This window comes from Streptomyces sp. NPDC046821, from assembly GCF_040645335.1.
Taxonomy (GTDB): Bacteria; Actinomycetota; Actinomycetes; order Streptomycetales; family Streptomycetaceae; genus Streptomyces.
This window is the reverse complement of record NZ_JBEYYB010000004.1, coordinates 171,077-197,891: the sequence shown is the minus strand read 5'-3', so window position 1 is coordinate 197,891 and position 26,815 is coordinate 171,077. Positions and strand designations below refer to the sequence as shown.

Here is a 26,815-nt window from a genome sequence, read left to right as displayed (position 1 = left end):
CCGTGCCGCCGTTTCCGGCGGGCGCGGGCCCTTTCTCGTGTGCCGACGTCAGATGCTGCGGGCCTCGGCGGGGGTGGAGCGGATGAACGCGTCGTCCTTCCACTGCCACTTCGCCTTGTCCGTGGTGTCGGGGCAGCAGTTGGGGACGGCGTCGCTGGAGTAGCCGAGGAGCGTCGCGGTGACCGCTCCGTCGCGTACCGCCACGTCGTCGGCGGTGAGCCGGTCCTTGGGGTCGACGAGGGTGGCCACGATGCGCGGCTGCGCGTGTGCCTCGCGGGAGTGCGTGAGGACGTAGACGCCGCTCGGCGGGGTGCCGGAGCTCGCGTCGCAGCGGACCACGGCGACGGTTTCCGGACTTCCGTCTCCGTCGAGATCCCCGGTGGCGGTCTTCACCACGAGGGTCTTGACGGGCCCGCACTGGAGCGGGAAGTGGACGGCCGCCGGATCGGGAGGTGCGACAGCGGCGGTGTTTGTGGTGCGGATGGTCTGCGGGTCCGGCTGGGCCGCGGTGGCCGATCCGGGCTGCAGGAATGAGGAGAACGCGACGACGGCCGATACGGCCGCGGCTGTCGCGAGCCAGTGGATGGGACGGGTGGTGGTGTGCGCCAGTTCCGGGACGGCGGGGTGCTGCACTAGGAAGCGTCTCCTGTGAGGGCTGTGCCGGTGGGGGTGCCCAGCATCGTGTCATACCTCACAGTGCGGGGGAACGCCGGGGGTCCGGTGATTTCCGGGGTTCCTGCCACCTCGCCCGTGCCGCGCCGCCTCGCGTGCGGGGCCTCAACGCACAAGCGCCGCCGCCGAGTTCCCCGGGTGTGCGGGGAACTCGGCGGCGGCGGTGGTGCGTTGGACGGGTTACGCGGGTCAGCGTCCGGCGTTGCCGCCGTCGGCGTTGGGGCCCGAGTAGTCCTCGCCGTAGGCGCCCTTCGCGGGGCGGCGGCGGCGCATGGGCGGCTCGACGCCGTCCGCGAGGCGGCGGGCGGTGAGGAGGAAGCCGGTGTGGCCGATCATGCGGTGGTCCGGGCGGACGGCCAGGCCTTCGACGTGCCAGTTGCGGATCATCGTCTCCCAGGACGTCGGCTCGTTGAAGCAGCCGATCTCGCGGATGGACTCGACGGTCCGGGCGAGCTGGGTGGTGGTGGCGACGTAGCAGCAGAGGATGCCGCCGGGGACGAGCGCCTTCTTGACGACGTCCAGGCACTCCCAGGGGGCAAGCATGTCGAGGATGACGCGGTCCACGTCGGTGTCGCTCAGGTTGTCCTGGAGGTCGCCGACGGTGAGCTGCCAGGCGGGGTGCGGACCGCCGAAGTAGCGCTCCACGTTCTGCGTGGCGATCTCGGCGAAGTCCTCGCGGCGCTCGTAGGAGTGCAGCATTCCGTCGTCGCCGATGGCGCGCAGCAGGAAGCTGCTCAGCGAGCCGGAGCCGACGCCTGCCTCGACGACGCGCGCGCCGGGGAAGATGTCGGCGAAGGCCAGGATCTGCCCCGCGTCCTTGGGGTAGACCACGGCGGCGCCGCGGGGCATGGACAGGACGTAGTCGGGGAGCAGGGGGCGCAGCGCGAGGTAGGCGACGTTTCCGGTGGTGCGGACAACGCTGCCCTCGGGAGCGCCGATCAGCTCGTCGTGGGGGAAAGAACCCTTGTGGGTGTGGAAGTTCTTCCCGGCCTCGAGCGTGAACGTGTAGTGGCGGCCCTTGGGGTCGGTCAGCTGTACCTGGTCCCCGACCTTGAAGGGCCCGCGTCGGCGGGCGGCACCGGTCGGTTCGGACATGTGACCAGCCTACCGGGTCCCTGCGGTGCGCCTGACCGGCGGAGGCGGGCCGGGGGTGCGTGCGGACAGTGGGCGTCGGTCGTGGTTGTTCGCGCCCACGCGGCGGAGCCGCAGATCGAAACGGCCCCGCGCCCCTGTCGGGGCGCTCAGGCGCGGGGAGTCATGCGGACGGCCTTGCCATCGCCTTGACGAAGGCTCGTTCCACGTCTGCTGCGGAGAGGACGCCGTAGATGGCGCCGCTGTCCTCGACGACGAGGTACTCGGTGGCGGGGGTGGCGCGCAGGGTGTCGAGAAGCTCCTCGCCGGCGAGTTCGGCGGAGACGCGCATTCCGTCGGTGAGGTCCTGGGCGAGGCCGCTGACGGCGACCCAGGGGCGGCGGTGTTCGGGGACGCCGACGATGGCGGTCTCGCGGACGAGGGACCGGGGTTCGCCGTCGGCGTCGACGATGACGAGGGCGCGGGCGCCCGCGTCGTTGGCCCGGCGCAGGGCTTCGGAGAGGGGGGTGGCGCTCTCCACGGGGACCGCGCGGCGGGTCAGGGTGCGGGCACGGAGCTCGGGGAGGTGTTCGCGCAGGCGGGCCATGCGCAGGCTGTTGCCGGCGCCGGTCCAGATGATCGCGGCAAGGATGGCGGCGAGCAGCGCGTCGGTGACGGTGTCCATGCCGGCGGCGTCGGTGGCCCGGTTGCCGAGTGCGCCGGTCTGGGTGAGCAGGGGCAGGCCGATCAGGACGGCGAGGGCGAGGGCCCGGCCGACCCAGGCGGCGGCGACGGTGCCGCTCATGGGCTTGCCGGTGATCTTCCAGACGACGGCGCGGAGCATACGGCCGCCGTCGAGGGGCAGGCCGGGCAGCAGGTTGAACGCGGCGACGAGGAGGTTGGAGACCATCAGACCGGCGAGCAGGACGCCGGGTACGGTGCCGGGCTCGACGACGAGCATCCCGAGGTAGAAGACGCCGGCCAGGACGAGGGACAGCAGCGGTCCGACGAAGGCGAGGACGAACTCGCGGCCCGGCGTCTCGGACTCCTTCTCGATCTCGGACACGCCGCCGAAGAACTGGAGCTGGATGCGGCGCACCGGCAGCTTGAAGCGGAGCGCGGCGACGGTGTGCGCGAGTTCGTGCACGAGTACGGAGGCGTAGAACGCGACCGCGAAGAAGAGGGAGACGAGGTAGCGGAGGGCGCCGAGTTCGGGCAGGACGCGGTCGAGCTGGCCGCCGAAGACCCAGGTGATGAGGGCGGCCACGAGGAACCAGCTGGGGGCCACGTAGACGGGGACGCCGAAGGGGCGCCCCATCAGGAGCCCGCCACGGGACTCGGGCGCCTTGGCCGGGCGGCGGCCGCTCGTCGCGGGGGTACGGGTGGGGGTGACGGGGGTGTGGTGCGGGTCGTGGTGCGGGTCTTGGGGGGTGCCGGACGGCGGGTCCGTCGGGGGGTCCGTCGGCGGGTCCGCAGGGGGGTCGGTCTGGTCTCCGGACGCGGGGTTCTCGGTGTCCTCCGGGTCGGGCTGCGCGCCGGACGCGGAGTTCTCGGTGTCCTCCGGGTCGGGCTGCGCACCGGACTCCGGGTCGCCGGAAGCGTTCGCCTTGGTCAGCGGGACCGCGTCGTCCTGCGCCTCGCGCTCCGGGTCTGGCGGCGGGGGCGTGGTGCGGGGGCGGGCGGCCTGCTCGTCGTCCGTCGTACCGCTGCCGGGGTGCGGCCGGCCGCTCTCGTCCACGGTGATCCCTCGGTCCCCTCGTTCGTAATCCCTCGCTCCCGCCGATGCGCGATCATGCAGGGCGAGCGGTCTGGCGTCGATGTTATGCGTCCAGTGTGGCGCGGCCCGCGTCGACTCCCCCGCCCCGCCGCGGGCCGGCTTCACAAGGACTCCCACGAATGGTTCGTACCCCACCACTCACCTGACTGTCAGTGGCGGCCCGTAAGGTCTGTCGTCATGGAGACCAGCACCGAAGGGGCCGCCCCGGCCGCTCGCCCGGCGTCGCTCTCGCCCTCGCGCGCGAGCGACTTCATGCAGTGCCCGTTGCTGTACCGGTTCCGGGTGATCGACAAGCTGCCCGAGAAGCCGAGCGAGGCCGCGACCCGCGGGACGCTGGTGCACGCCGTGCTGGAGAGACTGTTCGACGCCCCGGCGGGCGAGCGGACGGCCCCGCGCGCGAAGTCGCTCATCCCGGGTCAGTGGGACCGGCTGCGCGAGGTGAAGCCGGAGCTGGCCGAGCTGTTCGCGGACGACGGCGAGGGCGAGCGGATGACGCGCTGGCTCGGCGAGGCCGAGCAGCTGGTCGAGCGCTGGTTCACGCTGGAGGACCCGACGCGTCTGGAGCCGGCCGAGCGTGAGCTGTTCGTCGAGGCGGAGCTGGCGTCGGGCCTGAAGCTGCGCGGCATCATCGACCGGGTCGACGTCGCGCCGACGGGCGAGGTCCGCATCGTCGACTACAAGACGGGCAAGGCCCCGCGCCCCGAGTACGCCGAGGGCGCCCTGTTCCAGATGAAGTTCTACGCGCTGGTGGTGTGGCGCCTGAAGGGGGTCGTGCCGCGCCGGCTCCAGCTGGTCTATCTGGGCAGCGGGGACGTGCTGACGTACGACCCGGTGGTGGCCGATCTGGAGCGGGTGGAGCGCAAGCTGCACGCGCTGTGGGAGGCGATCGAGCAGGCCACGGACACGGGTGACTGGCGGCCGCGGCCCACGAAGCTGTGCGGCTGGTGCGACCATCAGGCGGTTTGCCCGGAGTTCGGCGGGACTCCCCCGCCGTATCCCCTTCAGGTCAGGGTGACCGGGTCCCAGGAGGGCTAGCAGGGCAGAATGGCCCGGACTAGCGAAGGAGAGTTACGTGGCGATCCGCGTCCTACTGGTCGACGACCAGCCGCTGCTCCGTACCGGGTTCCGGATGATTCTGGAGGCCGAGCAGGACATCGCGGTCGTCGGCGAGGCCGGAGACGGCCTGCAGGCGCTCGACCAGGTCCGTGCCCTGCAGCCCGATGTGGTCCTGATGGACATCCGTATGCCGCGGATGGACGGGGTCGAGGCGACCCGGCAGATCACCGGCCCCGGCCGGGACGGTCCGGCGAAGGTGCTCGTCCTGACGACGTTCGACCTCGACGAGTACGTGGTGGAGGCGCTGCGGGCCGGCGCCAGTGGCTTCCTGCTGAAGGACGCCCCGGCCAACGAGCTGGTGCAGGCGCTGCGCGTGGTCGCTGCCGGCGAGGCGATGCTCGCGCCGAGCATCACGCGACGGCTGCTCGACAAGTACGCGGACCATCTGCCCTCGGGTGACGAGCCGGTGCCGGACACGTTGCACACGCTGACCGAGCGCGAGGTCGAGGTCCTGAAGCTGGTGGCGCGCGGTCTGTCGAACGCGGAGATCGCGGCGGACCTCTTCGTCAGCGAGACGACGGTGAAGACGCATGTCGGCCATGTGCTGACGAAGCTGGGCCTGCGCGACCGCGTGCAGGCGGCGGTGTACGCGTACGAGAGCGGTCTGGTGCGACCGGGCGCGCAGCAGTAGATCAGCCCAGCGGTAGATCAGCCGCACACATGACGGTGGCCGCCTCCCGGGAAGGGAGGCGGCCACCGTCATGTGTGCGGCCGGAGGCCGGCTCACCCCTTGCTGATCTCCCAGAACCGGAAGACCGTCGACGCGTCGAGGCAGGATTCGAGGCCGTAGACGCTGTCGCGGACGACGGCGTACTGCTTGGCCTGCCAGACGGGGAGGACCGGCAGCTCGTCGGCGACGATGTTCTGGAGCTGCTCGAAGTCCCGGTCGGTGGAGGCGCGTTCACTCTGCGCCCCGGTCTGCGGGATGATCTTTCCGGTGATCGTGCTGTTCGTGTAGTTGTTCTCCAGCACGTTGCCGTCGCCGAAGAACGGCTGGGTGAAGTTGTCGGGGTCCGGGTAGTCCGGCACCCAGCCCTTCACGTACACCCCGTACTTTCCGGTCTTGATGTCCTTCTGGTACTGGCTGAACGCGATGGACTTCATGTCGGCGTCGAACAGGCCGCTCGCGTTGAGCTGCTTGGCGATCGCCGCGAGTTCCTGGTCGGTGGCCGGGCCGTAGCGCGACGGGGTCGACCAGAGCGTGAGCTTCACCTTGCCGGTGATGCCGTCGGCCCGCAGTGCCGCGCGGGCCTTGGCGGGCGAGGGGTGGGGGCCGTAGGTGTCGAAGAAGGCCGTGTTGTGGCCGCTGATGCCCGCCGGGATGATCGAGTACAGCGGGGTGGCGGTGTCCTGGTAGACCTCGTTGACCAGGGCGTCCCGGTCGAGGAGGTACGCCATGGCCTTACGGACGGACAGGCGGCCGGCGACGGGGTCCTTCATGTTGAAGACCAGGTCCTGGACCTCGGCGCTGGTGCCCTCGACGACCTCCGACTTGGAGTTCATCGACGCGGAGTTCTCGATGCCGGCGATGTCCTTGGCGGCGAGTCCGCGGTAGGCGAGGTCGATCTTGCCGCTGACGAGAGCCTTCTTGAGGCCCGCCTGGTCGCCGTGGAAGAACCGGATGGTCATCCCGGAGTTCTGGACCTTGGCGGTGCCCTTGTAGTCGGCGTTGACCGAGAAGACGGCCTTCGTCTTGGTGAAGGAGTCCAGCTTGTAGGGGCCTGAGCCGATCGCCTTGCCGTCGGAGCGCAGGCGGTTCATCGAGTACGCGGTGTGGTCGACGATGGAGCCGGCGCCGGACGCGATCTTGCTGGGGAACGTGGCGTCCGCGGTCTTGAGGTGGAACACGACGGTCTTGGCGTCGGGCGTCTCGACCTTGTCGAGCATGGGGAACATGATCGACGGGCCGGCGTCGTCGGCGATCTTCATCATGCGGTCGAAGGAGAACTTGACGTCCTCCGAGGTGAGCTTGTCACCGTTGCTGAACTTGAGGCCGTCGCGCAGCGTGCAGCTGTAGACCTTGGTGCTGGAGTCCGTGAAGGAACACTGCTCGGCGGCTTCGGGCTGCGGCTCCGTGCTGCCCTTGGGGAAGCTCAGGAGTGACTGGAACACGTTGTTGAACAGCAGCCACGATCCCGGGTCGTAGCCGGACGCCGGGTCGGTGGCCTGGATGTCGTCGGACATTCCCATGACCACCGCGCTGCCCTTGCCCGCGGTGCTGCTGCCCTTGTCGGAGCCGCATCCGGCCAGCAGAGACGCGGTGAGTCCTGTCCCCAGGGTCAGGACCAGCCAGTGCTTGCGCATTCTCACGTACGTGCCTTGTCGTCAGTGGTGCGGAAAACGGGCGAGCCGGCCTCCCTGGACGGGACGGCCGGCTCGCTGGGGGATCAGCCGCTCACGCCGCGGCCGAGTTCCCAGAGCTGGAGGATCGAGGAGGAACTGAGTGCCCACTCGACCCCGGTGATGTCGTCGCGGGCGGCGACGTACTGCTTGCCCTGCCAGAGCGGGAGCACCGGCACGTCGTCGGCCACGGTGTCCTGGATCTGTGTGAGGCTCTTGGAGGCGGTCAGCCGGTCGGCCTCACGCCGGGACTGCGGGATGAGCTGGTCCCGGATCGTGCTGTTCGCGTAGGGCGACGCGAGGAAGTTGTCCTTGTCGAGGAACGGTGCGACGAAGTTGTCGGCGTCGGGGAAGTCGGGGAACCAGCCCATGCCGTAGACGGCGAACTTGCCCTTGAGTTCGTCAGGGCGGTAGGTGTCCCAGGAGTCGCCCTTGATGTCGACGGAGAACAGGCCGGACGAGTTGAGCTGCTTCTTGAGCACCTCGAACTCCCGCTTGGTGGCCGGTCCGTAGTGGTCGGTCGTGTAGTGCAGGGTGAGCTTGACCGGCGTGTTGATGCCCGCCCGGGACAGGATGGCCGAGGCCTTGCCGACGCTCGGGTCGCTGTACTTGTTGAAGAACGAGTTCGTGTGACCGGTGATGCCGGACGGCACCAGCGAGTAGAGCGGTTCGGCGGAGGTGCCGTAGACGTCGGCGGTGAGCTGTCCGCGGTCGATGACCTGGGCCATGGCCTGGCGGACGGCCTTGCTCCGGACGGCGGGCGCGCTGGTGTCGAATCCGAGGTAGCGGATCTCCATGCCCGGCATCTCGACCAGGTTGATCTTCTTGCTCGGGTTGTCCGAGAGCCGCTTGATCTGCTCCGGCGACATGGTGCGCGTCATCATGTCGATGCTGCCCTTGTCGAGGGCCTTGCCCATGGCGTCGGCATCGGCGAAGGAGACCAGCTCGACCTTGTCGTTCTTCGGCTTCAACTGCCCCTTGTAGTTGGGGTTCTTGCTGAAGACGGCCTTGACGAGGGTGTTGTTCTTGACCTCGGCGTGCAGGGTGTACGGGCCCGAGCCGTCGACGGCGAAGCCGTTGCGCAGCTTGCTCCGTGAGTAGTCGTCGGGGTTGACGATGCCGGCGGTGGGGGTCGCCAGCTTGTACGGGAACGTGGCGTCAGGGGTCTTCAGGTGGAAGATGACCTGGCTGCGGCCCTGGGTCTCGACCGTGTCGATGGTGGAGAGCAGGGCGGTGGAGCCGCTGTCGCTGCCGATGGCGCGAACGCGGTCGATGGAGAACTTGACGTCCGAGGCGGTGACGGGGGTGCCATCGGCGAAGGTGAGGCCCTTGCGCAGGGTGCACGCGTAGCGTTCGTTGCCGGTGTCGGTGAATCCGCAGCTCTCGGCCGCCTCGGGCACCGGGTCGCCGCTGCCGCCGCGCGGCATGGCCATCAGGGTCTGGATGGTCTGGCGCAGTACGTTCCAGGAGCCGGCGTCGTAGGCGTACGCGGGGTCGAACGGGGCCGGGACAGCCTTCGAGGCGATGAACCGGTCGGTGGTGCCGACGGCGATCGGGTTGCCGCCGCCGTTTCCGCTGCCGGACCCGCCGCACGCGGCGAGTACAGGCGCGAGCAGGCCGATGACGGCCGGCAACACCAAGGTCTTGCGGTTCATGCTCGAAGTTCTCCACAGCTGTCGATCCCCTGACCACCGGCGACGAGGGGTGGTGTCGGCGGGGGAACGAGGGGGTTTACGGCGATGTTCTCGCATCGACATTAATGCGCGTGGCGAAGCGTCCCGAAGGCGGCCGGAGGCGTGCGTTCATCACGCTCCGAAACCGGGCGTGGACGCACCGATAACCCACAGGGGTCGCATCGGCTCAGGTTCCGACCAATCGGGACAGATGGGATCGCGGGGTGGCGCGGTGGTCCGGATCACAGCACAGCCGCGCACACGTGTCGACCCCGCGTCGAGTGGGAAACGTCACACGTTCAACTAGCTTGCCGGGTACCGGGATTCGGCCACACGCGCGTGGGCGTTACCCGCGGTTCAACGGAGCATCAGACCGTGCAGGAACGGCAGGTCGACGTGTTCCAGCGAGGAGACGACGGTGCGCCGGTGGGCGGGCGCGATGGGGGTCACTGACGGTACGGCGACGACGTGGCAGCCGGCCGCCTCGGCGGCGGCGACCCCGGTGGCGGTGTCCTCGATGACGGCGCACCTGGCCGGATCCGCTCCCAGGCCCGCGGCGGCGAGCAGGTACGGGTCGGGGTGCGGCTTGGTCCGCTCGACCTCGTCGCCCGCGACGGTGAGCGCGAAGTACTGCGGGCCCAGCGAGGCGAGGACCCGGTCGATGATGCGCCGGTGCGAGGCGGACACGAGGGCTGTCGGGATGTCGTGGGCGGCCAGTTCGGCCAACAGGCGCGCGGCGCCCGGCATCAGCGGCAGGGTGCGGCTGATGCGTTCCTCGAATCCGTCGTTGAGCAGCACGGTCAGCTCGGGGAGCGTGACGTCCGCGCCGGTGGCCTCGATGAGGAAGCCGGCGCTGCGGGTCATCGGGCCGCCGACGACGACCTCGCGCCACGCCTCGTCGAGGGTGTGCCCGAGGGCGGCGAACACGGAGACCTCCGCGTCCCACCAGAAGCCTTCGGTGTCCACCAGCGTGCCGTCCATGTCGAGGAGCACGGCCTGCAGGGCGGAGCCTTCTGCCGTTCGGGTACCGAGAGCGGGGACCGTACTGGTCATCCGGGCACACCTCCATAAGGGACGAAGAGGCCGGCTGCCTCCTTCTGACAGGAAGGCAACCGGCCTGCACTGGACCGACCAGTGTACGTCGCGCCCGGATCACACGCGTGATGACGGGGCGACGTGGGGCTGTTTGGCCCCACACCGTTGCCCGCTACGACGCGTCTCCGTGCGCCTACCGTGCGTTTACCGCGCGTTGAAGTACTTCGCCTCGGGGTGGTGGATGACGATCGCGTCGGTGGACTGCTCGGGGTGGAGCTGGAACTCCTCGGACAGGTGGACGCCGATGCGCTCCGGATCCAGGAGTTCCGCGATCTTGGCGCGGTCCTCCAGGTCGGGGCAGGCGCCGTAGCCGAGGGAGAAGCGGGCGCCGCGGTACTTGAGCGCGAACATGTCCTCCATCTCGGCGGGGTCCTCGCCGGAGAAGCCCAGCTCCGAACGGACGCGCGCGTGCCAGTACTCGGCGAGCGCTTCCGCCAACTGGACGGACAGGCCGTGCAGTTCGAGGTAGTCGCGGTACGCGTTCGCCTCGAAGAGCTTGGCGGTCTCCTCGCCGATCCGGGAGCCGACGGTGACGACCTGGAGGCCGACGACGTCGGTCTCGCCCGACTCCTCGGGACGGAAGAAGTCCGCGAGACACAGACGGCGGCCGCGGCGCTGGCGCGGGAACGTGAAGCGGGTGCGCTCGTTGCCCTCGTCGTCGAGGATGATCAGGTCCTCGCCCTTGGACACGCACGGGAAGTAGCCGTAGACGACGGCCGCTTCGAGCATGTTCTTGGTGTGCAGGTCGTCGAGCCAGCCGCGCAGCCGCGGACGGCCCTCGGTCTCCACCAGCTCCTCGTACGTGGGCCCGTCACCGGCGCGGTTCTGCTTGAGGCCCCACTGGCCCTTGAACAGGGCGCCCTCGTCGAGCCAGGACGCGTACTCCTTGAGCTGGATGCCCTTGATGACGCGGGTGCCCCAGAACGGCGGCTCGGGGACCGGGTTGTCGGTGGCCGTGTCGGAGCGCGCGGGGCCCTCGTCGGGCTGCTCGTCGACCTGGATCGTGCTCGCCCTCACGCGGCGCTGCTTGAGCTCGGGCAGCGTGGCGCCGGGGACGCCGCGCTTGACGGCGACGAGGGCGTCCATGAGGCGCAGGCCCTCGAACGCGTCGCGCGCGTAACGGACTTCGCCCTCGTAGATCTCGTGGAGGTCCTGCTCGACGTAGGCCCGGGTCAGCGCGGCGCCGCCGAGGATGACCGGGTAGTCGGCGGCCATCTTGCGCTGGTTGAGCTCCTCCAGGTTCTCCTTCATGATCACCGTGGACTTGACGAGGAGTCCGGACATGCCGATGACGTCGGCCTTGTGCTCCTCGGCGGCTTCCAGGATCGCGGAGACGGGCTGCTTGATGCCGAGGTTGACGACGTTGTAGCCGTTGTTCGACAGGATGATGTCGACGAGGTTCTTGCCGATGTCGTGGACGTCGCCGCGCACGGTCGCGAGGACGATGGTGCCCTTGCCCTCGGTGTCGGACTTCTCCATGTGCGGCTCCAGGTAGGCCACCGCGTTCTTCATGACCTCGGCGGACTGGAGCACGAACGGCAGCTGCATCTGGCCGGAGCCGAAGAGCTCGCCGACGACCTTCATGCCGTCGAGCAGCGTCTCGTTGACGATGTCGAGGGCGGGCCGCGTCTGGAGCGCCTCGTCGAGGTCGGCCTCCAGGCCGTTCTTCTCGCCGTCGATGATGCGGCGCTTGAGGCGCTCCTCCAGCGGCAGCGCGGCCAGCTCCTCGGCCTTGCCGGCCTTGAGGGACTTGGCGGTGGCGCCCTCGAAGAGCGCCATGAGCTTCTGCAGCGGGTCGTAGCCCTCGGCGCGGCGGTCGTGGATCAGGTCGAGCGCCGTCTGCACCTCCTCCTCGCTGAACCGGGCGATCGGGAGGATCTTCGACGCGTGCACGATCGCCGAGTCGAGGCCCGCCTTCACGCACTCGTCGAGGAAGACCGAGTTGAGGAGGATGCGCGCAGCCGGGTTGAGGCCGAAGGAGATGTTGGACAGGCCCAGCGTGGTCTGGACGTCCGGGTGACGGCGCTTCAGCTCGCGGATCGCCTCGATGGTGGCGATGCCGTCCTTGCGGGACTCCTCCTGGCCGGTGCAGATGGTGAAGGTCAGGGTGTCGATGAGGATGTCCGACTCGTGGATGCCCCAGTTGCCGGTCAGGTCCTCGATGAGGCGTTCGGCGATCGCGACCTTGTGCTCGGGGGTGCGGGCCTGGCCCTCCTCGTCGATGGTCAGCGCGATCAGGGCGGCGCCGTGCTCCTGCGCGAGGCGGGTGACCTTCGCGAAGCGGGACTCGGGGCCGTCGCCGTCCTCGTAGTTGACGGAGTTGATGACCGCGCGGCCGCCGAGCTTCTCGAGGCCGGCGCGCAGGACGTCGACCTCGGTGGAGTCGAGGACGATCGGCAGGGTGGAGGCGGTGGCGAAGCGGCCCGCCAGCTCCTCCATGTCGGCGACGCCGTCACGGCCCACGTAGTCGACGCAGAGGTCGAGCATGTGCGCGCCCTCGCGGATCTGGTCGCGGGCCATCTCGACGCAGTCGTCCCAGCGGCCTTCGAGCATGGCCTCGCGGAACTTCTTGGAACCGTTGGCGTTCGTACGCTCGCCGATCGCCATGTACGAGATGTCCTGGCGGAACGGGACCGTCTGGTAGAGCGAGGCGGCGCCCGGCTCGGGGCGCGGCTCGCGGACGGTGGGCGTCAGGCCGCGGACGCGCTCGACGACCTGGCGCAGGTGCTCGGGCGTGGTGCCGCAGCAGCCGCCGACGAGCGAGAGCCCGTACTCGCGGACGAAGGTCTCCTGGGCGTCGGCCAGCTCGGGGGCGGTCAGCGGGTAGTGCGCGCCGTTCTTGCCGAGGACGGGGAGGCCCGCGTTCGGCATACACGACAGCGGGATGCGGGAGTGGCGGGCGAGGTAGCGCAGGTGCTCGCTCATCTCGGCCGGGCCCGTGGCGCAGTTCAGGCCGATCATGTCGATGCCGAGAGGCTCCAGGGCGGTCAGGGCCGCGCCGATCTCGGAGCCGAGGAGCATCGTGCCGGTGGTCTCGACCGTGACCGAGCAGATCAGCGGGAGGTTCGCGCCGGTGGCGTCGAGGGCGCGGCGGGCGCCGATGATCGAGGCCTTGGTCTGGAGCAGGTCCTGGGTCGTCTCGACGAGCAGCGCGTCGGCGCCGCCCGCGATCATGCCCTCGGCGTTCTGCTGGTAGGCGTCCCGCAGGGTCGTGTACGCGGCGTGGCCGAGGGTGGGCAGCTTGGTGCCGGGGCCCATCGAGCCGAGGACCCAGCGCTGCTGACCGGTGCTCGCGGTGAACTCGTCGGCGACCTCGCGGGCGATGCGCGCGCCGGCCTCGGAGAGCTCGAAGACGCGCTCGGGGATGTCGTACTCCCCCAGGGCCGCGAAGTTCGCGCCGAACGTGTTCGTCTCGACGCAGTCCACGCCGACGGCGAAGTACTCCTCGTGGACGGAGCGCACGATGTCGGGGCGGGTGACGTTCAGGATCTCGTTGCAGCCCTCGAGCTGCTCGAAGTCGTCGAGGGTCGGGTCCTGGGCCTGGAGCATCGTGCCCATCGCGCCGTCGGCCACGACCACGCGGGTGGCCAGGGCCTCACGGAGGGCGTCGGCTCGCTCACGGCCGGCGGGGTCGGTGGACGGGACGGGGGTTGGCAACGAGGCCATGAAAGTGCTCCCTGGGGTGCGACGGCTGTCGGCTTTGCGGCTCCATGTCAGGAGGCGCACCCGGTCAGGGTAGCCGGGCCGGTCTTTTTCCCGCCGGGGCGTCCACTGGCCGGAACACCCGAATGGCGGGCCGCGGTGGTATACCGATCCGGAACTCGGACGGAAACCGGCTGAAATATAGGCTCCTCGCGTATTCGCACGGGGTCGGTAACGGCCGATAGTGTTCAGCATTGCCGAACATCGCTCGGCGAGAGGATTCAGGGAGAAAGGGCTGGGATGGCACGGAACATCCAGTCACTCGAGCGGGCCGCCGCGATGCTGCGGCTCCTCGCGGGCGGTGAGCGCCGGCTCGGCCTCTCGGACATCGCCTCCGCGCTGGGCCTCGCCAAGGGCACGGCGCACGGCATTCTGCGCACGCTCCAGCACGAGGGCTTCGTCGAGCAGGACGCCGCGTCGGGCCGCTACCAGCTGGGCGCGGAGCTGCTGCGCCTCGGCAACAGCTATCTCGACGTGCACGAGCTGCGGGCGCGCGCGCTGGTGTGGACGGACGACCTGGCGCGCTCCAGCGGCGAGAGCGTCTACCTCGGCGTCCTGCACCAGCAGGGCGTGCTGATCGTGCACCACGTGTTCCGGCCGGACGACAGCCGTCAGGTCCTGGAGGTCGGGGCGATGCAGCCGCTGCACTCCACGGCGCTCGGCAAGGTCCTGTCGGCGTACGACCCGGTGGCGCACAGCGAGGTCGTCGAGGCCGAGCGCAAGGCGTTCACGGGGCGCACGGTGAGCGCCCTCGACGACTTCGAGCAGCTCCTCGATCTGACCAGGGCGCGCGGGTACGCGGCCGATGTCGAGGAGACCTGGGAGGGCGTCGCCTCCGTCGCGGCCCCGATCCACGACCGGCGGCGGATGCCCGTCGGCGCGGTCGGCATCACCGGCGCCGTGGAGCGCGTGTGCGCGAACGGGGAGCTGCGGCCGGAGCTGATCGCGGCGGTGCGGGACTGCGCCCGCGCGGTGTCCAGGGACCTGGGGGCCGGCCGCTTCTGAGTCATAGCGTCACCCTGTACGGGCCCTGCCGGGAGGCGGGGCCCCTTTTTTGTTGCCCGGCCCGGAAGCCCCCGCCTGGCAGGCCCCGCCCGGAAGCCCCCGCCCGACAGGCCCGGTCCGGCAGGCGTCCCGCCCCGGCAGACCCGCCCACGCCAGACCCGCCCGCCCCCGCCGGACCCCGCCGACGTGCACCCCACCCCCGCCCGCGACACGATCGACGGGACATGCGGTCCGGCCACCTCCCCCACCACCAGCAGTGATGGTCCGGACCGATCAATACCGACCTCAATACCGATCTCAATACCGATCGTGTTTTCGACAACGAGCCCTTGACTAGCGAGTAACCCCAGAGCGAGACTCGCGTCCATCGGTCGGCATTGTCGAACACCTACCGGCAATAGCCGTTAGAGTGTGACGGGCCGGGGCCGAGACCGCCCTCCCCGGAGGGCGCGGACCACCGGAGTGGAAGCCGGGGTTCGCCTTTTTCTGGCCTGTTCCCCTGGACGAAGGACAAGGAGTCGCGGGTGACCAGCTCCGACATCTTCATCGGCGAGACCTTCGGTACCGCCGTACTCGTACTGCTGGGCGGTGGCGTGTGTGCCGCCGTCACGCTGAAGCGCTCGAAGGCGCACAACGCCGGCTGGGTGGCGATCACCCTCGGATGGGGCTTCGCGGTCCTGACCGGCGCCTACCTCGCGGGAGGTGTGTCCGGCGCCCACCTGAACCCGGCGGTCACCCTGGGTCTCGCCATCGAGGGCGGCACGAAGTGGAGCGACGTCCCGCTCTACCTGGGCTCGGAGCTCCTGGGCGCGCTGATCGGCGCCGTCCTGGTCTGGCTGACGTACTACGGACAGTTCCAGGCCCACCTGACCGACCCCGAGGTGCTCAAGGCCCACGCGTCGGACGGCGAGGAAGGGCTCGTCGACCCGAAGGCCTCGCCGAAGGCCGGCCCCGTGCTCGGCGTCTTCTCGACCGGCCCGGAGATCCGCAACACCGTGCAGAACCTGGCCACCGAGATCATCGCCACGGTCGTGCTCGTCCTCGCCATCCTCACGGAGGGTCTGAACGACAACGGCAACGGCCTGGGCGTCCTCGGCGCCATGGTCACGGCGTTCGTCGTGGTCGGCATCGGCCTCTCGCTCGGCGGCCCCACGGGCTACGCCATCAACCCGGTCCGCGACCTCGGCCCGCGCATCGTGCACTCGCTCCTGCCGCTGCCGAACAAGGGCGGCTCCGACTGGTCGTACGCGTGGATCCCGGTCGTCGGTCCGCTGATCGGCGGCGCCATAGCGGGCGGTCTCTACAACCTCGCCTTCAAGTAGGCGTGTAGAACCCTCCGCAGGACCGTCTCGCAGGACCCACCGAGCCGTACCGAGAACTTCCAGGAGCACACCGTGACCGACGCACACACCGCGGGCCCCTTCATCGCCGCGATCGACCAGGGCACCACCTCCAGCCGCTGCATCGTCTTCGACAAGGACGGCCGGATCGTCTCCGTCGACCAGAAGGAGCACGAGCAGATCTTCCCGAAGCCGGGCTGGGTCGAGCACGACGCGAACGAGATCTGGACCAACGTCCAGGAAGTGGTCGCCGGGGCCATCACCAAGGCCGGCATCACCCGCGACGACATCAAGGCCATCGGCATCACCAACCAGCGCGAGACGACGCTGCTCTGGGACAAGAACACCGGTGAGCCCGTCCACAACGCCATCGTCTGGCAGGACACCCGCACCGACGCCCTGTGCAAGGAGCTCGGGCGCAACGTCGGGCAGGACCGTTTCCGCCGCGAGACCGGTCTGCCGCTGGCCTCCTACTTCGCCGGCCCCAAGGCGCGCTGGCTGCTCGACAACGTCGAGGGCCTCAAGGAGCGCGCCGAGGCGGGCGACATCCTCTTCGGCACGATGGACACCTGGGTCATCTGGAACCTGACGGGCGGGGTCGACGGCGGCCACCACGTCACCGACGTCACCAACGCCTCGCGCACCATGCTGATGAACCTGCACACCATGGAGTGGGACGCGCGCATCTGTTCGTCCATCGGCGTCCCGATGGAGATCCTGCCCGAGATCCGCTCCTCCGCCGAGGTCTACGGCGAGGTCACCGGCGGCAAGCTCGGCGACCTCCTCGGCGGTATCCCGGTGGCGTCCGCGCTCGGCGACCAGCAGGCGGCCCTGTTCGGCCAGACCTGCTTCGCGGAGGGCGAGGCCAAGTCCACGTACGGCACCGGCACCTTCATGCTGATGAACACCGGCGACAAGGCCATCAACTCCTACTCGGGCCTGCTGACCACGGTCGGCTACCGGATCGGTGAGGAGAAGCCGGTCTACGCCCTTGAGGGCTCGATCGCCGTCACCGGTTCGCTGGTGCAGTGGATGCGGGACCAGATGGGCCTGATCAACTCCGCCGCCGAGATCGAGACGCTCGCGTCGTCGGTCGAGGACAACGGCGGCGCCTACTTCGTGCCGGCCTTCTCCGGTCTGTTCGCCCCGTACTGGCGCTCCGACGCCCGCGGTGTGATCGCCGGCCTGACCCGGTACGTCACGAAGGCGCACCTCGCGCGTGCCGTCCTGGAGGCCACCGCCTGGCAGACCCGCGAGATCACCGACGCCATGACGAAGGACTCCGGTGTCGAGCTGAGCGCCCTCAAGGTCGACGGCGGCATGACCTCGAACAACCTGCTGATGCAGACCCTCTCGGACTTCCTGGACGCGCCCGTGGTGCGCCCGATGGTCGCCGAGACGACCTGTCTCGGCGCCGCCTACGCCGCCGGTCTCGCCGTCGGCTTCTGGTCCTCGACCGACGAGCTGCGCGCGAACTGGCGCCGGGCCGCGGAGTGGACCCCCCGCATGGACGCGGAGACCCGCGAACGTGAGTACAAGAGCTGGCTCAAGGCCGTCGAACGCTCCATGGGCTGGCTCGACGAAAGTGGCGAGGAGTAGAAGAAATGACCACCCTGCAGAGCGTCCCGGCCACCGGGACGCGTCCGGCCGCCGGTTCCCGTGCGGGCCGCGCCGAGACCCGGGAACAGCTGTCCACGGCGACGTACGACCTCCTGGTGATCGGCGGCGGCATCCTGGGCATCTCCACCGCCTGGCACGCCGCGCAGTCGGGACTGCGGGTGGCCCTGGTGGACGCCGGTGACTTCGCCGGCGCCACCTCGTCCGCCTCCTCGAAGCTGCTCCACGGCGGTCTGCGCTATCTGCAGACCGGCGCGGTGAAGCTGGTGGCGGAGAACCACTTCGAGCGGCGTGCGGTGTCGCGCCAGGTGGCGCCGCATCTCGCCAACCCGCTCACGTTCTACCTGCCCGTGTACAAGGGCGGCCCGCACGGCGCCGCGAAGCTGGGCGCGGGCGTGTTCGCGTACAGCGCGCTGTCGGCGTTCGGCGACGGGGTCGGGCATCTGCTCTCCCCCGCGAAGGCGCAGCAGGACGTGCCCGAGCTGCGGACGGAGAATCTGAAGGCCGTGGCCGTGTACGGCGACGACCAGATGAACGACGCGCGCATGGCCCTGATGACGGTCCGCGCGGCCGTCGCGTCCGGCGCCGTCGTCCTCAACCACGCCGAGGTCACGGGCCTGCGCTTCACCCGGGGCCGCGTCACCGGCGCGGACCTGAAGGACCGCACGAGCGGCGACGAGTTCGGGGTGAACGCCCGGCTCGTACTGAACGCGACCGGCCCGTGGGTCGACCACCTGCGCACCATGGAGGACCCGAACGCGGCCCCTTCCATACGCCTCTCCAAGGGCGCGCACCTCGTCCTCAAGCGCACGTCACCGTGGAAGGCCGCGCTCGCGACGCCGATCGACAAGTACCGCATCACGTTCGCCCTGCCCTGGGAGGACATGCTGCTCCTCGGCACGACGGACGAGGAGTACGAGGGCGACCCGCGCGATGTCTCGGTCACCGAGAAGGACACCGCCCAGATCCTGGACGAGGCGGCCTTCTCCGTACGGGACCAGCAGCTGAAGCGGGAGCTGATCACGTACGCGTTCGCGGGTCTGCGGGTGCTGCCGGGCGGGCCCGGTGACACGTCGAAGGCAAAGCGCGAGACGGTCGTGACCGAGGGCCGGGGCGGGATGCTGTCCGTCGCGGGCGGCAAGTGGACGACGTTCCGGCACATCGGCCGTACGGTCATGAGGAAGCTGGAGTCGCTGCCGGGCCGTCCGCTCGGCACCTCCGACGAGGACTTCGTGCCGGTCGGTGAGCTGCCGAAGCGCATACCGCTGCCCGGTGTCGCCGACCCGCGCGCCGTGGCGCACCGCCTCCTGGCCGACGGCCCGGCACCGGGCCCGCGCATGGCTGCCGACACGGCGAAGCACCTGGCCACGCACTACGGCTCGCTGGCCTTCGACATCGCGCGGACGGCCGCCGAGAACCCCGAACTGGGCGAGCGCGTACACCCGGACGCGCCGGAGATCTGGGCGCAGGTCGCCTACGCCCGCGACCACGAGTGGGCCGAGACCCCGGACGACGTGCTGCGCCGCCGCACCACGCTGACGATCCGGGGCCTTGCCACGGACGACGTGCGGGCGAGGGTGCAGGACATGCTCGACGAGAAGTAGGACCGGCACATGGCTGAGGGGCGGCTCCCGGATGGGAACCGCCCCTCAGCCTTTACACTTACAGACTCAGACCACTTCGTCGGCCACGTCGGACCCCAGGATGGAGTCCTCCAGCTTGCGCAGCAGCCGCGCGAGCTGGCGGCGTTCCGACGGGGAGAGGTCGCCGAGCATCCGGCGTTCGTTGTCGAGGTGCTCGGCGAACACCTCGTCGACCTTGGCGAGGCCCTCGTCCGTGAGGCGCGAGTACACGACCCTGCGGTCGTCGGCGTCGCGCTCCCTGACGATCAGGCCGTCCTTCTCCAGACGGTCTATGCGCAGCGTGACCCCGGCCGACGAGACGAGCCCCTGGTCGGCGAGCTGCCCTGCGGTCAGGCGGTACGGGGCGCCGGAGCGGCGCAGCGCGGTCAGCACGTCGAAGCCTGCGACGGAGAGCCCGTGCTGCTCTATCGACGCGATGAGCTTGGTGTTGTACCGCAGGAACGAGCGGTGCAGCCGGGCGAGGACATCGAGCGGTGCCGTGTCCAGCTCGGGCCGCTCGCGCGCCCAGTCGTCGATCACCTGCGCCACGGCATCCCGCCGCGCCGCCTTCCGTTCCGCCATCCCCGTTTCCCCTCGACTTCCCCTGGACCGTTGCCGGGTGGACGCGATGTCCCGAACCCCTGAAAATGCTACCCCTCAAACGATCGCTCGCCGGGTCTCTCGCACCCCCCTGCGAGAGAACCGGCGCAGGACACTCCCGGCTCGCGCCGGGGTGTCCTGAAGTGTCGCGGTTCAGGCGTTGAGCTCCTCCAGGGTCTTCCCCTTGGTCTCCACGGCGAAGAGCGCTATGACGGCACCCACCAGGGCGACTGCGCCGAGCTGGGCGAAGACGACGGTCAGGCTGCCTCCAGCGCCGAGGATCGCGCCGACGGTGATCGGGCCGAGGATGACGCCGAGGCGGTTCCACAGGCCGCCGAACGCGGCGCCCTTGGCGCGGTTGCACGTCGGGTACAGCTCGGGCGAGTACAGGTACAGGCCGGCGTTGATCGCGTAGACGAAGAACGTCGTGCCGGAGGCGAAGAGCGCGACCTGGCTGCCGGACGTCACGCCGACCACGGCGAGGATGCCGAGGGTGAGCGCGCTGCCGGCGAGTGCGGCCACGAGGGCGGGGCGGCGGCCGATGCGGTCGATGACGAGCGCGACGCAGAGGGTGCCGAGGAGACCCGTCACGTTGCTGAGCAGCGTGTACACGAGCGCGGTGGTCAGGTCGAGACCGAAGTGCTTGACGTACAGCGACGGCAGCCAGGTGGAGATGCCGTGGTTGACGTAGTACGCCACGAACCAGAGGCCGGAGAGCACGGTCGTGCGGCGCAGGTACTTGCCCTTGAACAGGTCCCGCAGGCTGCCCTTGGCGGTGTCGTCGCCGCGGCCCTCGACGGGCTCCGGCAGCTCCGCGCCGGTCGAGGCCGCGACCTCGGCCTCGATCTTGGCGATGACCTGTTCGGCCTCTTCGCGGCGGCCCTGGGCGAGCAGCCAGCGGGGCGACTCGACGACCTTCTTGGGCAGGGCGACGGCGAGCAGGACGGGCAGGGCGCCGATCACGAACATGGCGCGCCAGCCGAAGGTGGGCACCACCCAGACGGCGACGAGGGTGGCCGCGGCGAGGCCGAGCGGGAAGATCATCTCGTAGATCAGGACGAACCGGCCGCGCTTGTCGGAGCGGGCGATCTCGTTGATGTACGTGGCCGCCACGGGGACGACGCCGCCGATGCCGAGGCCCTGCACGAAGCGGAAGAGCGAGAACATCTCGATGTTGCTCGAGAAGGCCACCGCGAGGCTGCCGAGCGCTGTGACGGCGACGCCGAGGGCCACGGTGCGCACGCGGCCGACGCGGTCGCCCAGCCAGCCGGCGACGAGGGCGCCGAGGAGCATTCCCACGGAGCCGGTGGTGATGGCGAAGGTCGCCTGGGCCGTGCTCAGGTGCCAGTCCTTGATGAGGACGGGGAGCGCCGAGGCGGAGAGGAGCTGGTCGAACGCTTCGAAGAACGTCACGGCACCGATCAGGAATCTGACCTTCACGTGCCATCGGGATTGTGGAAGTCGTTCGAGCCGGGCGGCTATGGAGCCGAGGCCTGGCTTGCCGGCCACAGTCGTCATGAGGGGGGGGTCCTTTCGCGGCGACGCGAACAGAGGAGTTGCGCAGACACTAGGAGGACTTATCTAAGTGGTCAATGGTTAATGGCTTAGACACTTACAGCGTGACCCCACCGTCACCCGCCCACAACCGGGCTCGGAGGCCCTCAGGCAAAGATTTCGCCTAGGGGTCTTGCGGGGAAATATTTAAGCCCTTAGATTTCTAGCACTTCAGCGATTAGGCACCGCCGCGCTGGACGTTCCACTCCAGACGTTCACTCCCCCCCTCGCCCGTAGGCCGTAGACCCCCCGGAGGTCCCGCTCGTGCCTCACGACATCTGCACCGACATCCTGATCGCGGGCCAGTGGCGACGCGGTGCGGGCGAGCCCGTCGAGACCGTCGACCCGGCGACCGGACAGGTCATCGCCACCGTGCACTCCGCGTCCGCCGAAGAGGTCGACGAGGCCGCGCGGGCCGCCGCGGAAGCCGTCGCCGACCCCGCGTGGCGCGACCTGCTCCCCCACCAGCGCGCCCGACTCCTCTACCGCATCGCGGAGTTGACGGAGGAGGCGGCCGGCGAGCTGGCCGCCCTGCAGACCGCCGACACCGGCAAGACCCTCACCGAGACGAAGGCCCTCGCGCTGAGCGCGGCCGGCACGTTCCGGTACATCGCCGCGACCCTGGAGACGGCCGAGGAAGCCGTCACCCCGTCCCGCGGCCCGTACGTGACGATGAGCGTGTACGAGCCGATCGGCGTCGTCGGCGCGATCAACCCCTGGAACTCCCCGGTCGCCAGCGACGCGCAGAAGATCGCGCCCGCGCTGGCCGGCGGCAACGCGGTGCTGCTCAAGCCCGCCGCCTGGACCCCCCTGGTGTCCCTCGCGCTCGGCCGCGTGATCCACCGCGCGCTCGGTGAACTCGGCCTGCCCACCGCCCTGTTGTCGGTCCTGCCCGGCAGCGGCCGCGTCGTCGGCGACGCCATCGTGCACCACCCGCTCGTCGCCCGCATCGGCTTCACCGGCGGCACGGAGACCGGCCGGTCCATCGCCCAGGTGGCCGCCTCGAAGCTGATCCCGGCCTCGCTCGAACTCGGCGGCAAGTCGCCGACGATCGTGCGCGCCGACGCGGACGTCGAACAGGCCCTGGCCGGCGTGATGTTCGGGATCTTCTCGTCCACCGGCCAGTCCTGCATCGCCGGTTCGCGGCTCTTCGTCGCCCGCGAGATCTACGACAGCTTCGTCGGTGAACTCGTCGAGCGCGTAAGGAAGTTGCGAGTCGGACCCGGCACCGACGCCGACACGCAGGTCGGCCCCATGGTCCACCACAAGCACCGGGACTCGGTCGCCGCCTACGTCGACCTGGCCCGCTCCGAGGGCGCCCGGGTGCTGTGCGGCGGCCAGGCCCCCGAAGGGGACCGGTACCAGGACGGCGCGTACTACCTGCCGACCGTCCTCGACGGTCTCGACAACAGCTCGCGGACCTGCCAGGAGGAGATCTTCGGTCCCGTCCTGGTCGCCCTGCCCTACGACGACGAGGAGGACCTGGTCCGCCAGGCCAACGACTCCGTCTTCGGGCTGGCCTGCGGCATCTGGACGCGTGACCACCGGGCCGCGTGGCGCCTGGCCCGCCGGATCGAGGCGGGGACGGTCTGGATCAACACGTACAAGCAGTTCAGCGCCGCCACCCCGTTCAGCGGGATGAAGGACAGCGGACTCGGAACCGAGAAGGGCCGCGACGCGATCCGCGCCTACCAGCGCCAGAAGTCCCTGTACTGGGGCACCTCGGACGCGCCCCTCCCCTGGGCCAACTGACCGCGCACCCTCGTCCCCCTCGTCTGGAGACACTCATGCCCCACCCCACGCCAGGACCCGTCGCCCGGCTGCGCTCCCTGCGCTACGTCGAACTGCTCACCCCCGCCTTCACCGAGGCCGCCGACTTCTACGAGGAGGTCTGGGGCCTGAAGACCGTCGAGGCGGAGCGCGGCGCCGCGGCATGGCTGCGCGGCACCGGCGAGGAGCACCACGTCCTGCACCTCACGCACGCGGAGCGCACCGGCCTCGGCCGGCTCGCCTTCGCCGTGGCCACCCCGGCCGAGGTCGACGAGGCCGCCCGGCGCCTGGAGGCCCGCGGGATCAAGCCCATGTTCGGCCCCGGCCCGCTCGACCAGGTCGGCGGCGGCTACGGCCTGCGCTTCACCGACCCGGAGAACCGGCTCGTCGAGATCAGCGCGCTGGTCGAGGCGGTCACCCCGCGCGGCCGTGACGCCGCCGTCCCGGTCGGTGTCACGCACGCCGTCCTGAACACCATCGACATCGACTCCGCCGTCACGTTCTACTGCGACGTGCTCGGCCTGCGGGTCTCCGACTGGTCCGAGCACCAGATGGCGTTCCTGCGCTGCAACTCCGACCACCACTGCATCGCGTTCAACCAGGCCGAGTGGACCTCCCTCAACCACGTGGCCTACGAGATGAGTTCGGTCGACCACTTCATGCGCGGGCTCGGCCGGCTCAAGCACCACGGCATCGCCCCGCAGTGGGGGCCCGGCCGGCACGGGCCCGGCAACAACACCTTCTCCTACTTCACCGACCCGTCCGGCCTCGTGTGCGAGTACACGTCCGAGGTCGCGCAGATCGTCGAGGACGCGTGGATCGCCAAGGTGTGGCGGCGCGTGCCCGAGCTGTCCGACCTGTGGGGCACGGCGGGTCCGCCGTCGAAGGAGATCCGCTGTCACATGGCCGGCTCGCCCGATCCCGGTCCGCTCTCTTCCCCTTCCCTGGAGGTCTCCGCATGAGCACGATCCGCAAGGTGGGCCTCGTCGGCTGGGGCGCGATCGGCCGCGTCGTCGGCACCGCCCTCGCCGAGGGCCGGGTGCCCGGCGCCGAGCTGACCTGCATCATCGACAACCGCCCGCTCGGTGACACGGCGCCCGCCCCGCAGGCCACCTTCGAAGAGGCCCTGGAGCGCTGCGACCTGATCGTCGAGGCGGCCGGCCAGGGCGTCGTCCGCGAATGGGGCGAGCGGGTCCTCACCTCGGGCACCGACCTCCTTGTCGCGTCGACCGGCGCGCTCACCGACGACGACCTCTCCAAGCGCCTGCTCGCGGCCGGTCCCGGCCGGGTCTACTTCACCGGCGGCGCCGTCGGCGGCCTCGACCTCCTCCAGGCCGTGCGCTCCTTCGGCCCCCTCGACGAGGTGCGCCTGACCACCACCAAGCTGCCTTCCACCCTCGAACAGCCGTGGATGGACGAGGAGTTGCTGACCCGTCTGCGGACCGCGACCGGCCCCGTCGAGGTCATGTCCGGCACCGCCCGCGACGTCCCCGTGAAGTTCCCCAAGTCGACGAACGTGGCCGCCTCGGTCGCCCTCGCCGTCGGTGACCTGGACGCTGTGCGGGTCCGGGTCGTCGCCGACCCCGGCGCCGCCCACACCCGGCACGTCATCGAGGCGTCCGGCGCGCACGGCGCGTACCGCTTCGACGTCGCGCACCTGCCCGACCCGGGCAACCCGGCGACCAGCCAGGTCGTGCCCTACGCGGTGCTGCGCAGCCTGGCCGCCATCGCCGGCCGGACGGGACAGATCCTGTGACCGCCGCCTCCGTCGCGGCCGTGCATGTGGAGGAGGCCGGGGACCACGGTCCGCTGCTGCTGTGCCTGCACGGCATCGGTTCGTCGTCGGCGGCGTTCGCACCGCAGCTCGCGGCGCTGTCCGCGTACGCGCGGGTCGTGGCCTGGGACGCGCCCGGTTACGCCAAGTCCCCCGACCCGGAAGGTCCGTTGGACCTGGACGGGTTCGCGGACGCGGCGGCCGCGCTCATCCGTGAGCGGGGCGGCAGCGCCCACGTCCTCGGGGTGTCGTGGGGCGGCGTGATCGCGCTGCGGCTCGCGGCCCGGCACCCGGACCTCGTGGAGTCGCTGATCGTCGCCGACTCCAGCACCGGCTCCGGCACGGACCCCGCGAAGGCCAAGGGCATGAGGGCACGCGCCACCGACCTCGCCGAGGCCGGACCGCGCGCCTTCGCCGAGCAGCGCGGGCCCCGGCTCGTCTCCGCCGCGGCGCCCGAGGAGCTCGTGCAGCGCGTCGTCGAGACCATGGCCGCCTCCGTGCGGCTGCCCGGATACGGCTACGCCGCCGAGTCCATGGCGTCGGCCGACCTGACGGACGAACTGCCCACGATCGCCGCGCCCGCCCTCGTGCTGTGCGGCGAGCAGGACCAGGTCACCGGGATCGAGGCCTCGCAGGCCATCGCCGGTGGCCTCCACAAGACCGCCTACGTGATCGTCAAGGACGCCGGTCACCTGGCCAACCAGGAACAGCCCGAGCGCTTCAACGCCTGGGTGCTGTCCCACCTCCGCATCACCGCCCGCATCCCCGAGTAGGAGTTCCACGATGCCTCTGACCACCACCGAATACGACAACGGCGGCGACCTCGGCAAGTACACCGACTCGCTGATCGCCTCCAAGGAGTCCCGTGTCGCGGACTTCGACACCCTCTCCTTCCAGGAGAAGGCGGGCCCGCAGTTCCGCCGCGGCCAGATCCGCTACGTCGGCTCCGGCGCCACCGGCAACCACGAGGGCGACTCGCGGATCATCCCGTCCGGCGGCTTCACCTTCTCCAACATGCTGCTGCCGCCCGGCGCCGAGGGCCCGGCCCACACCCACCACGACGTCGAGGAAGCCTTCTTCGTCCTGGAGGGCCAGGTCAAGGTCGGCATCCACCGCGGCCCCGACGAGGTCGAGTACCGCACCCTCGGCTACCGCGACATGATCGTGGTACCGGCCGGTGTGACCCGCTCGCTCAAGAACGAGGGCGACACGGACGCGCTGTTCTGCGTCGTCATCGGCACGCAGAAGCCGCAGGTCCCGTCGTACCCCGAGTACTCGCCGATGCACGGTGTCACCCGTGACTGACCCCGCCCGGGGCGCCGGCACCGTCGTCGTGACGGGGGCGGGCCGTGGCCTGGGACTGGCCATGGCCCGCCGGGCGGGCGAGGACGGCTTCCGGGTCGTCGTCGCCGAACTCGACGAGGAGCGCGGGGCCCGCGCCGCCGAGGAGCTGCGCGGGGACGGGCTGGACGCCCACTTCGTGCGCTGCGACGTGGCGGACCCCCGCTCGGTCGAGGAACTCGCCGACAACGTCCGGGAGTTGGGCCCGCTGTACGGCCTGGTCAACAACGCGGCCCTCGCCAACGGCGTCGGCGGCAAAGAGTTCCAGGACATCGACGTCGAGGTGTGGGACCGGCTGATGACGGTCAACGCCCGCAGCCCCTGGCTGGTGTCGAAGGCCCTGTACCCGCTCTTCGAGTCGCCGGGCCGGATCGTCAACATCGCCTCGGACGCGGCGCTCTACGGCTCGCCCCGGCTCGCCCACTACATCGCCTCCAAGGGCGCGGTCATCGCGCTGACCCGGGCGATGGCCAGGGAACTCGGCGACAAGGGCATCACCGTCAACGCGGTCGCCCCCGGCCTCACCGAGGTCGAGGCCACCGAGACGGTCCCCGAGGAACGGCACGCGCTGTACGCCTCGAACCGGGCCATTTCCCGGCCCCAGCAGGCGGACGACCTGGTCGGTCTCGTCGCCTTCCTGCTCGGCGAGGAGTCCCGCTACCTCACCGGACAGGTGATCGCCGTCAACGGCGGCTTCACGATGCACTGACCGACCTCGCCCCACCCCACTCAACTCACCCACAGGA

General features: G+C 70.3%; 21 protein-coding genes. 12 read left to right on the top strand and 9 right to left on the bottom strand.

Annotation, left to right across the window (positions count from 1 at the left end; genetic code table 11):
- Positions 1 to 48 precede the first annotated feature (48 nt).
- The 3 genes from ABZ893_RS09610 to ABZ893_RS09600 all read right to left on the bottom strand — a co-directional run bounded on the left by ABZ893_RS09610 (position 49) and on the right by ABZ893_RS09600 (position 3,481).
- On the bottom strand, positions 49 to 633 hold the full coding sequence (locus ABZ893_RS09610; RefSeq protein WP_361399489.1) for a hypothetical protein: 585 nt from the start codon (positions 631 to 633) through the stop codon (positions 49 to 51).
- A 228-nt stretch (positions 634 to 861) separates the two neighbouring features.
- Positions 862 to 1,767 (bottom strand): tRNA (adenine-N1)-methyltransferase, encoded by a 906-nt coding sequence (locus tag ABZ893_RS09605; RefSeq protein WP_361399486.1) that lies wholly within the window; start codon positions 1,765 to 1,767, stop codon positions 862 to 864.
- 160 nt (positions 1,768 to 1,927) lie between these two features.
- Positions 1,928 to 3,481 (bottom strand): site-2 protease family protein, encoded by a 1,554-nt coding sequence (locus ABZ893_RS09600; RefSeq protein ID WP_361399483.1) that lies wholly within the window; start codon positions 3,479 to 3,481, stop codon positions 1,928 to 1,930.
- A gap of 216 nt (positions 3,482 to 3,697) precedes the next feature.
- Between ABZ893_RS09600 and ABZ893_RS09595 the strand changes: the two genes are divergently transcribed.
- Both ABZ893_RS09595 and ABZ893_RS09590 read left to right on the top strand, forming a co-directional pair.
- The gene (locus tag ABZ893_RS09595) at positions 3,698 to 4,555 is read left to right on the top strand and encodes a RecB family exonuclease (protein WP_361399480.1); all 858 of its coding nucleotides are present in this window, start codon (positions 3,698 to 3,700) and stop codon (positions 4,553 to 4,555) included.
- 37 nt (positions 4,556 to 4,592) lie between these two features.
- Positions 4,593 to 5,267 carry a response regulator transcription factor gene (locus tag ABZ893_RS09590; RefSeq protein ID WP_361399477.1) on the top strand — a complete coding sequence of 225 codons (675 nt, stop codon included), beginning with the start codon at positions 4,593 to 4,595 and terminating at the stop codon, positions 5,265 to 5,267.
- 92 nt (positions 5,268 to 5,359) lie between these two features.
- On the opposite strand, the gene ABZ893_RS09585 is transcribed toward ABZ893_RS09590, so the two are convergent.
- The 4 genes from ABZ893_RS09585 to metH all read right to left on the bottom strand — a co-directional run bounded on the left by ABZ893_RS09585 (position 5,360) and on the right by metH (position 13,410).
- Positions 5,360 to 6,940 carry an ABC transporter substrate-binding protein gene (locus ABZ893_RS09585; RefSeq protein ID WP_361399474.1) on the bottom strand — a complete coding sequence of 527 codons (1,581 nt, stop codon included), beginning with the start codon at positions 6,938 to 6,940 and terminating at the stop codon, positions 5,360 to 5,362.
- An 83-nt stretch (positions 6,941 to 7,023) separates the two neighbouring features.
- The gene (locus ABZ893_RS09580; RefSeq protein ID WP_361399471.1) at positions 7,024 to 8,631 is read right to left on the bottom strand and encodes an ABC transporter substrate-binding protein; all 1,608 of its coding nucleotides are present in this window, start codon (positions 8,629 to 8,631) and stop codon (positions 7,024 to 7,026) included.
- Between the two features lie 375 nt (positions 8,632 to 9,006).
- Entirely contained in the window at positions 9,007 to 9,702 is a 696-nt protein-coding gene (locus ABZ893_RS09575; protein ID WP_361399468.1) for an HAD family phosphatase, read from the bottom strand.
- Between the two features lie 186 nt (positions 9,703 to 9,888).
- Positions 9,889 to 13,410, bottom strand: a complete 3,522-nt coding sequence (gene metH, locus ABZ893_RS09570) for a methionine synthase (RefSeq protein WP_361399465.1) — start codon at positions 13,408 to 13,410, stop codon at positions 9,889 to 9,891.
- A gap of 276 nt (positions 13,411 to 13,686) precedes the next feature.
- On the opposite strand from metH, the gene ABZ893_RS09565 reads away from it, so the two are divergent.
- The 4 genes from ABZ893_RS09565 (at position 13,687) to ABZ893_RS09550 (ending at position 19,012) form a co-directional block, all read left to right on the top strand.
- On the top strand, positions 13,687 to 14,451 hold the full coding sequence (locus ABZ893_RS09565) for an IclR family transcriptional regulator (protein WP_361399462.1): 765 nt from the start codon (positions 13,687 to 13,689) through the stop codon (positions 14,449 to 14,451).
- A gap of 524 nt (positions 14,452 to 14,975) precedes the next feature.
- Positions 14,976 to 15,773 carry an MIP/aquaporin family protein gene (locus tag ABZ893_RS09560; protein ID WP_361399459.1) on the top strand — a complete coding sequence of 266 codons (798 nt, stop codon included), beginning with the start codon at positions 14,976 to 14,978 and terminating at the stop codon, positions 15,771 to 15,773.
- Positions 15,774 to 15,845: 72 nt separating this feature from the next.
- Positions 15,846 to 17,390, top strand: coding sequence for a glycerol kinase GlpK (gene glpK, locus ABZ893_RS09555; RefSeq protein ID WP_361399456.1), 1,545 nt, complete (start codon positions 15,846 to 15,848; stop codon positions 17,388 to 17,390).
- A gap of 5 nt (positions 17,391 to 17,395) precedes the next feature.
- A complete protein-coding gene (locus ABZ893_RS09550) occupies positions 17,396 to 19,012 on the top strand; it encodes a glycerol-3-phosphate dehydrogenase/oxidase (RefSeq protein ID WP_361399453.1) in 1,617 nt (538 codons plus the stop codon).
- Positions 19,013 to 19,078: 66 nt separating this feature from the next.
- Here the strand turns inward: ABZ893_RS09550 and ABZ893_RS09545 are convergent, their stop codons facing one another.
- Together ABZ893_RS09545 and ABZ893_RS09540 are read right to left on the bottom strand one after the other, a co-directional pair.
- Positions 19,079 to 19,612, bottom strand: a complete 534-nt coding sequence (locus ABZ893_RS09545; RefSeq protein ID WP_361399451.1) for a MarR family transcriptional regulator — start codon at positions 19,610 to 19,612, stop codon at positions 19,079 to 19,081.
- Between the two features lie 171 nt (positions 19,613 to 19,783).
- Positions 19,784 to 21,148 carry an MFS transporter gene (locus ABZ893_RS09540; protein WP_361399449.1) on the bottom strand — a complete coding sequence of 455 codons (1,365 nt, stop codon included), beginning with the start codon at positions 21,146 to 21,148 and terminating at the stop codon, positions 19,784 to 19,786.
- 300 nt (positions 21,149 to 21,448) lie between these two features.
- Here ABZ893_RS09540 and ABZ893_RS09535 point away from each other — a divergent pair, with 300 nt between their 5' ends.
- Genes ABZ893_RS09535 through ABZ893_RS09510 form a run of 6 tightly spaced genes read left to right on the top strand, consistent with a single transcriptional unit; the run spans position 21,449 to position 26,778 of the window.
- Positions 21,449 to 22,936, top strand: a complete 1,488-nt coding sequence (locus ABZ893_RS09535) for an aldehyde dehydrogenase (protein ID WP_361399446.1) — start codon at positions 21,449 to 21,451, stop codon at positions 22,934 to 22,936.
- A gap of 35 nt (positions 22,937 to 22,971) precedes the next feature.
- On the top strand, positions 22,972 to 23,916 hold the full coding sequence (locus ABZ893_RS09530) for a VOC family protein (RefSeq protein WP_361399443.1): 945 nt from the start codon (positions 22,972 to 22,974) through the stop codon (positions 23,914 to 23,916).
- Positions 23,913 to 24,710, top strand: a complete 798-nt coding sequence (locus tag ABZ893_RS09525; protein ID WP_361399441.1) for an aspartate dehydrogenase domain-containing protein — start codon at positions 23,913 to 23,915, stop codon at positions 24,708 to 24,710. The genes ABZ893_RS09530 and ABZ893_RS09525 overlap by 4 nt, the downstream gene beginning before the upstream one ends.
- Complete coding sequence (locus ABZ893_RS09520; RefSeq protein ID WP_361399438.1) at positions 24,707 to 25,501, top strand: alpha/beta fold hydrolase; 795 nt, start codon at positions 24,707 to 24,709, stop codon at positions 25,499 to 25,501. The genes ABZ893_RS09525 and ABZ893_RS09520 overlap by 4 nt, the downstream gene beginning before the upstream one ends.
- Before the next feature lie 10 nt (positions 25,502 to 25,511).
- The gene (locus ABZ893_RS09515; RefSeq protein WP_361399435.1) at positions 25,512 to 26,033 is read left to right on the top strand and encodes a cupin domain-containing protein; all 522 of its coding nucleotides are present in this window, start codon (positions 25,512 to 25,514) and stop codon (positions 26,031 to 26,033) included.
- Positions 26,026 to 26,778 carry a 3-oxoacyl-ACP reductase family protein gene (locus ABZ893_RS09510; protein ID WP_361399432.1) on the top strand — a complete coding sequence of 251 codons (753 nt, stop codon included), beginning with the start codon at positions 26,026 to 26,028 and terminating at the stop codon, positions 26,776 to 26,778. The genes ABZ893_RS09515 and ABZ893_RS09510 overlap by 8 nt, the downstream gene beginning before the upstream one ends.
- Positions 26,779 to 26,815: the final 37 nt, after the last annotated feature.

Coding starts and splice junctions, on each gene's coding strand:
- ABZ893_RS09585 (WP_361399474.1), bottom strand. CDS start 6,940: ATGCGCAAGCACTGGCTGGTCCTGACCCTGGGGACAGGACTCACCGCG.
- ABZ893_RS09515 (WP_361399435.1), top strand. CDS start 25,512: ATGCCTCTGACCACCACCGAATACGACAACGGCGGCGACCTCGGCAAG.
- ABZ893_RS09545 (WP_361399451.1), bottom strand. CDS start 19,612: ATGGCGGAACGGAAGGCGGCGCGGCGGGATGCCGTGGCGCAGGTGATC.
- ABZ893_RS09575 (WP_361399468.1), bottom strand. CDS start 9,702: ATGACCAGTACGGTCCCCGCTCTCGGTACCCGAACGGCAGAAGGCTCC.
- ABZ893_RS09530 (WP_361399443.1), top strand. CDS start 22,972: ATGCCCCACCCCACGCCAGGACCCGTCGCCCGGCTGCGCTCCCTGCGC.
- metH (WP_361399465.1), bottom strand. CDS start 13,410: ATGGCCTCGTTGCCAACCCCCGTCCCGTCCACCGACCCCGCCGGCCGT.
- ABZ893_RS09605 (WP_361399486.1), bottom strand. CDS start 1,767: ATGTCCGAACCGACCGGTGCCGCCCGCCGACGCGGGCCCTTCAAGGTC.
- ABZ893_RS09540 (WP_361399449.1), bottom strand. CDS start 21,148: ATGACGACTGTGGCCGGCAAGCCAGGCCTCGGCTCCATAGCCGCCCGG.
- ABZ893_RS09525 (WP_361399441.1), top strand. CDS start 23,913: ATGAGCACGATCCGCAAGGTGGGCCTCGTCGGCTGGGGCGCGATCGGC.
- ABZ893_RS09580 (WP_361399471.1), bottom strand. CDS start 8,631: ATGAACCGCAAGACCTTGGTGTTGCCGGCCGTCATCGGCCTGCTCGCG.
- ABZ893_RS09595 (WP_361399480.1), top strand. CDS start 3,698: ATGGAGACCAGCACCGAAGGGGCCGCCCCGGCCGCTCGCCCGGCGTCG.
- ABZ893_RS09565 (WP_361399462.1), top strand. CDS start 13,687: ATGGCACGGAACATCCAGTCACTCGAGCGGGCCGCCGCGATGCTGCGG.
- ABZ893_RS09550 (WP_361399453.1), top strand. CDS start 17,396: ATGACCACCCTGCAGAGCGTCCCGGCCACCGGGACGCGTCCGGCCGCC.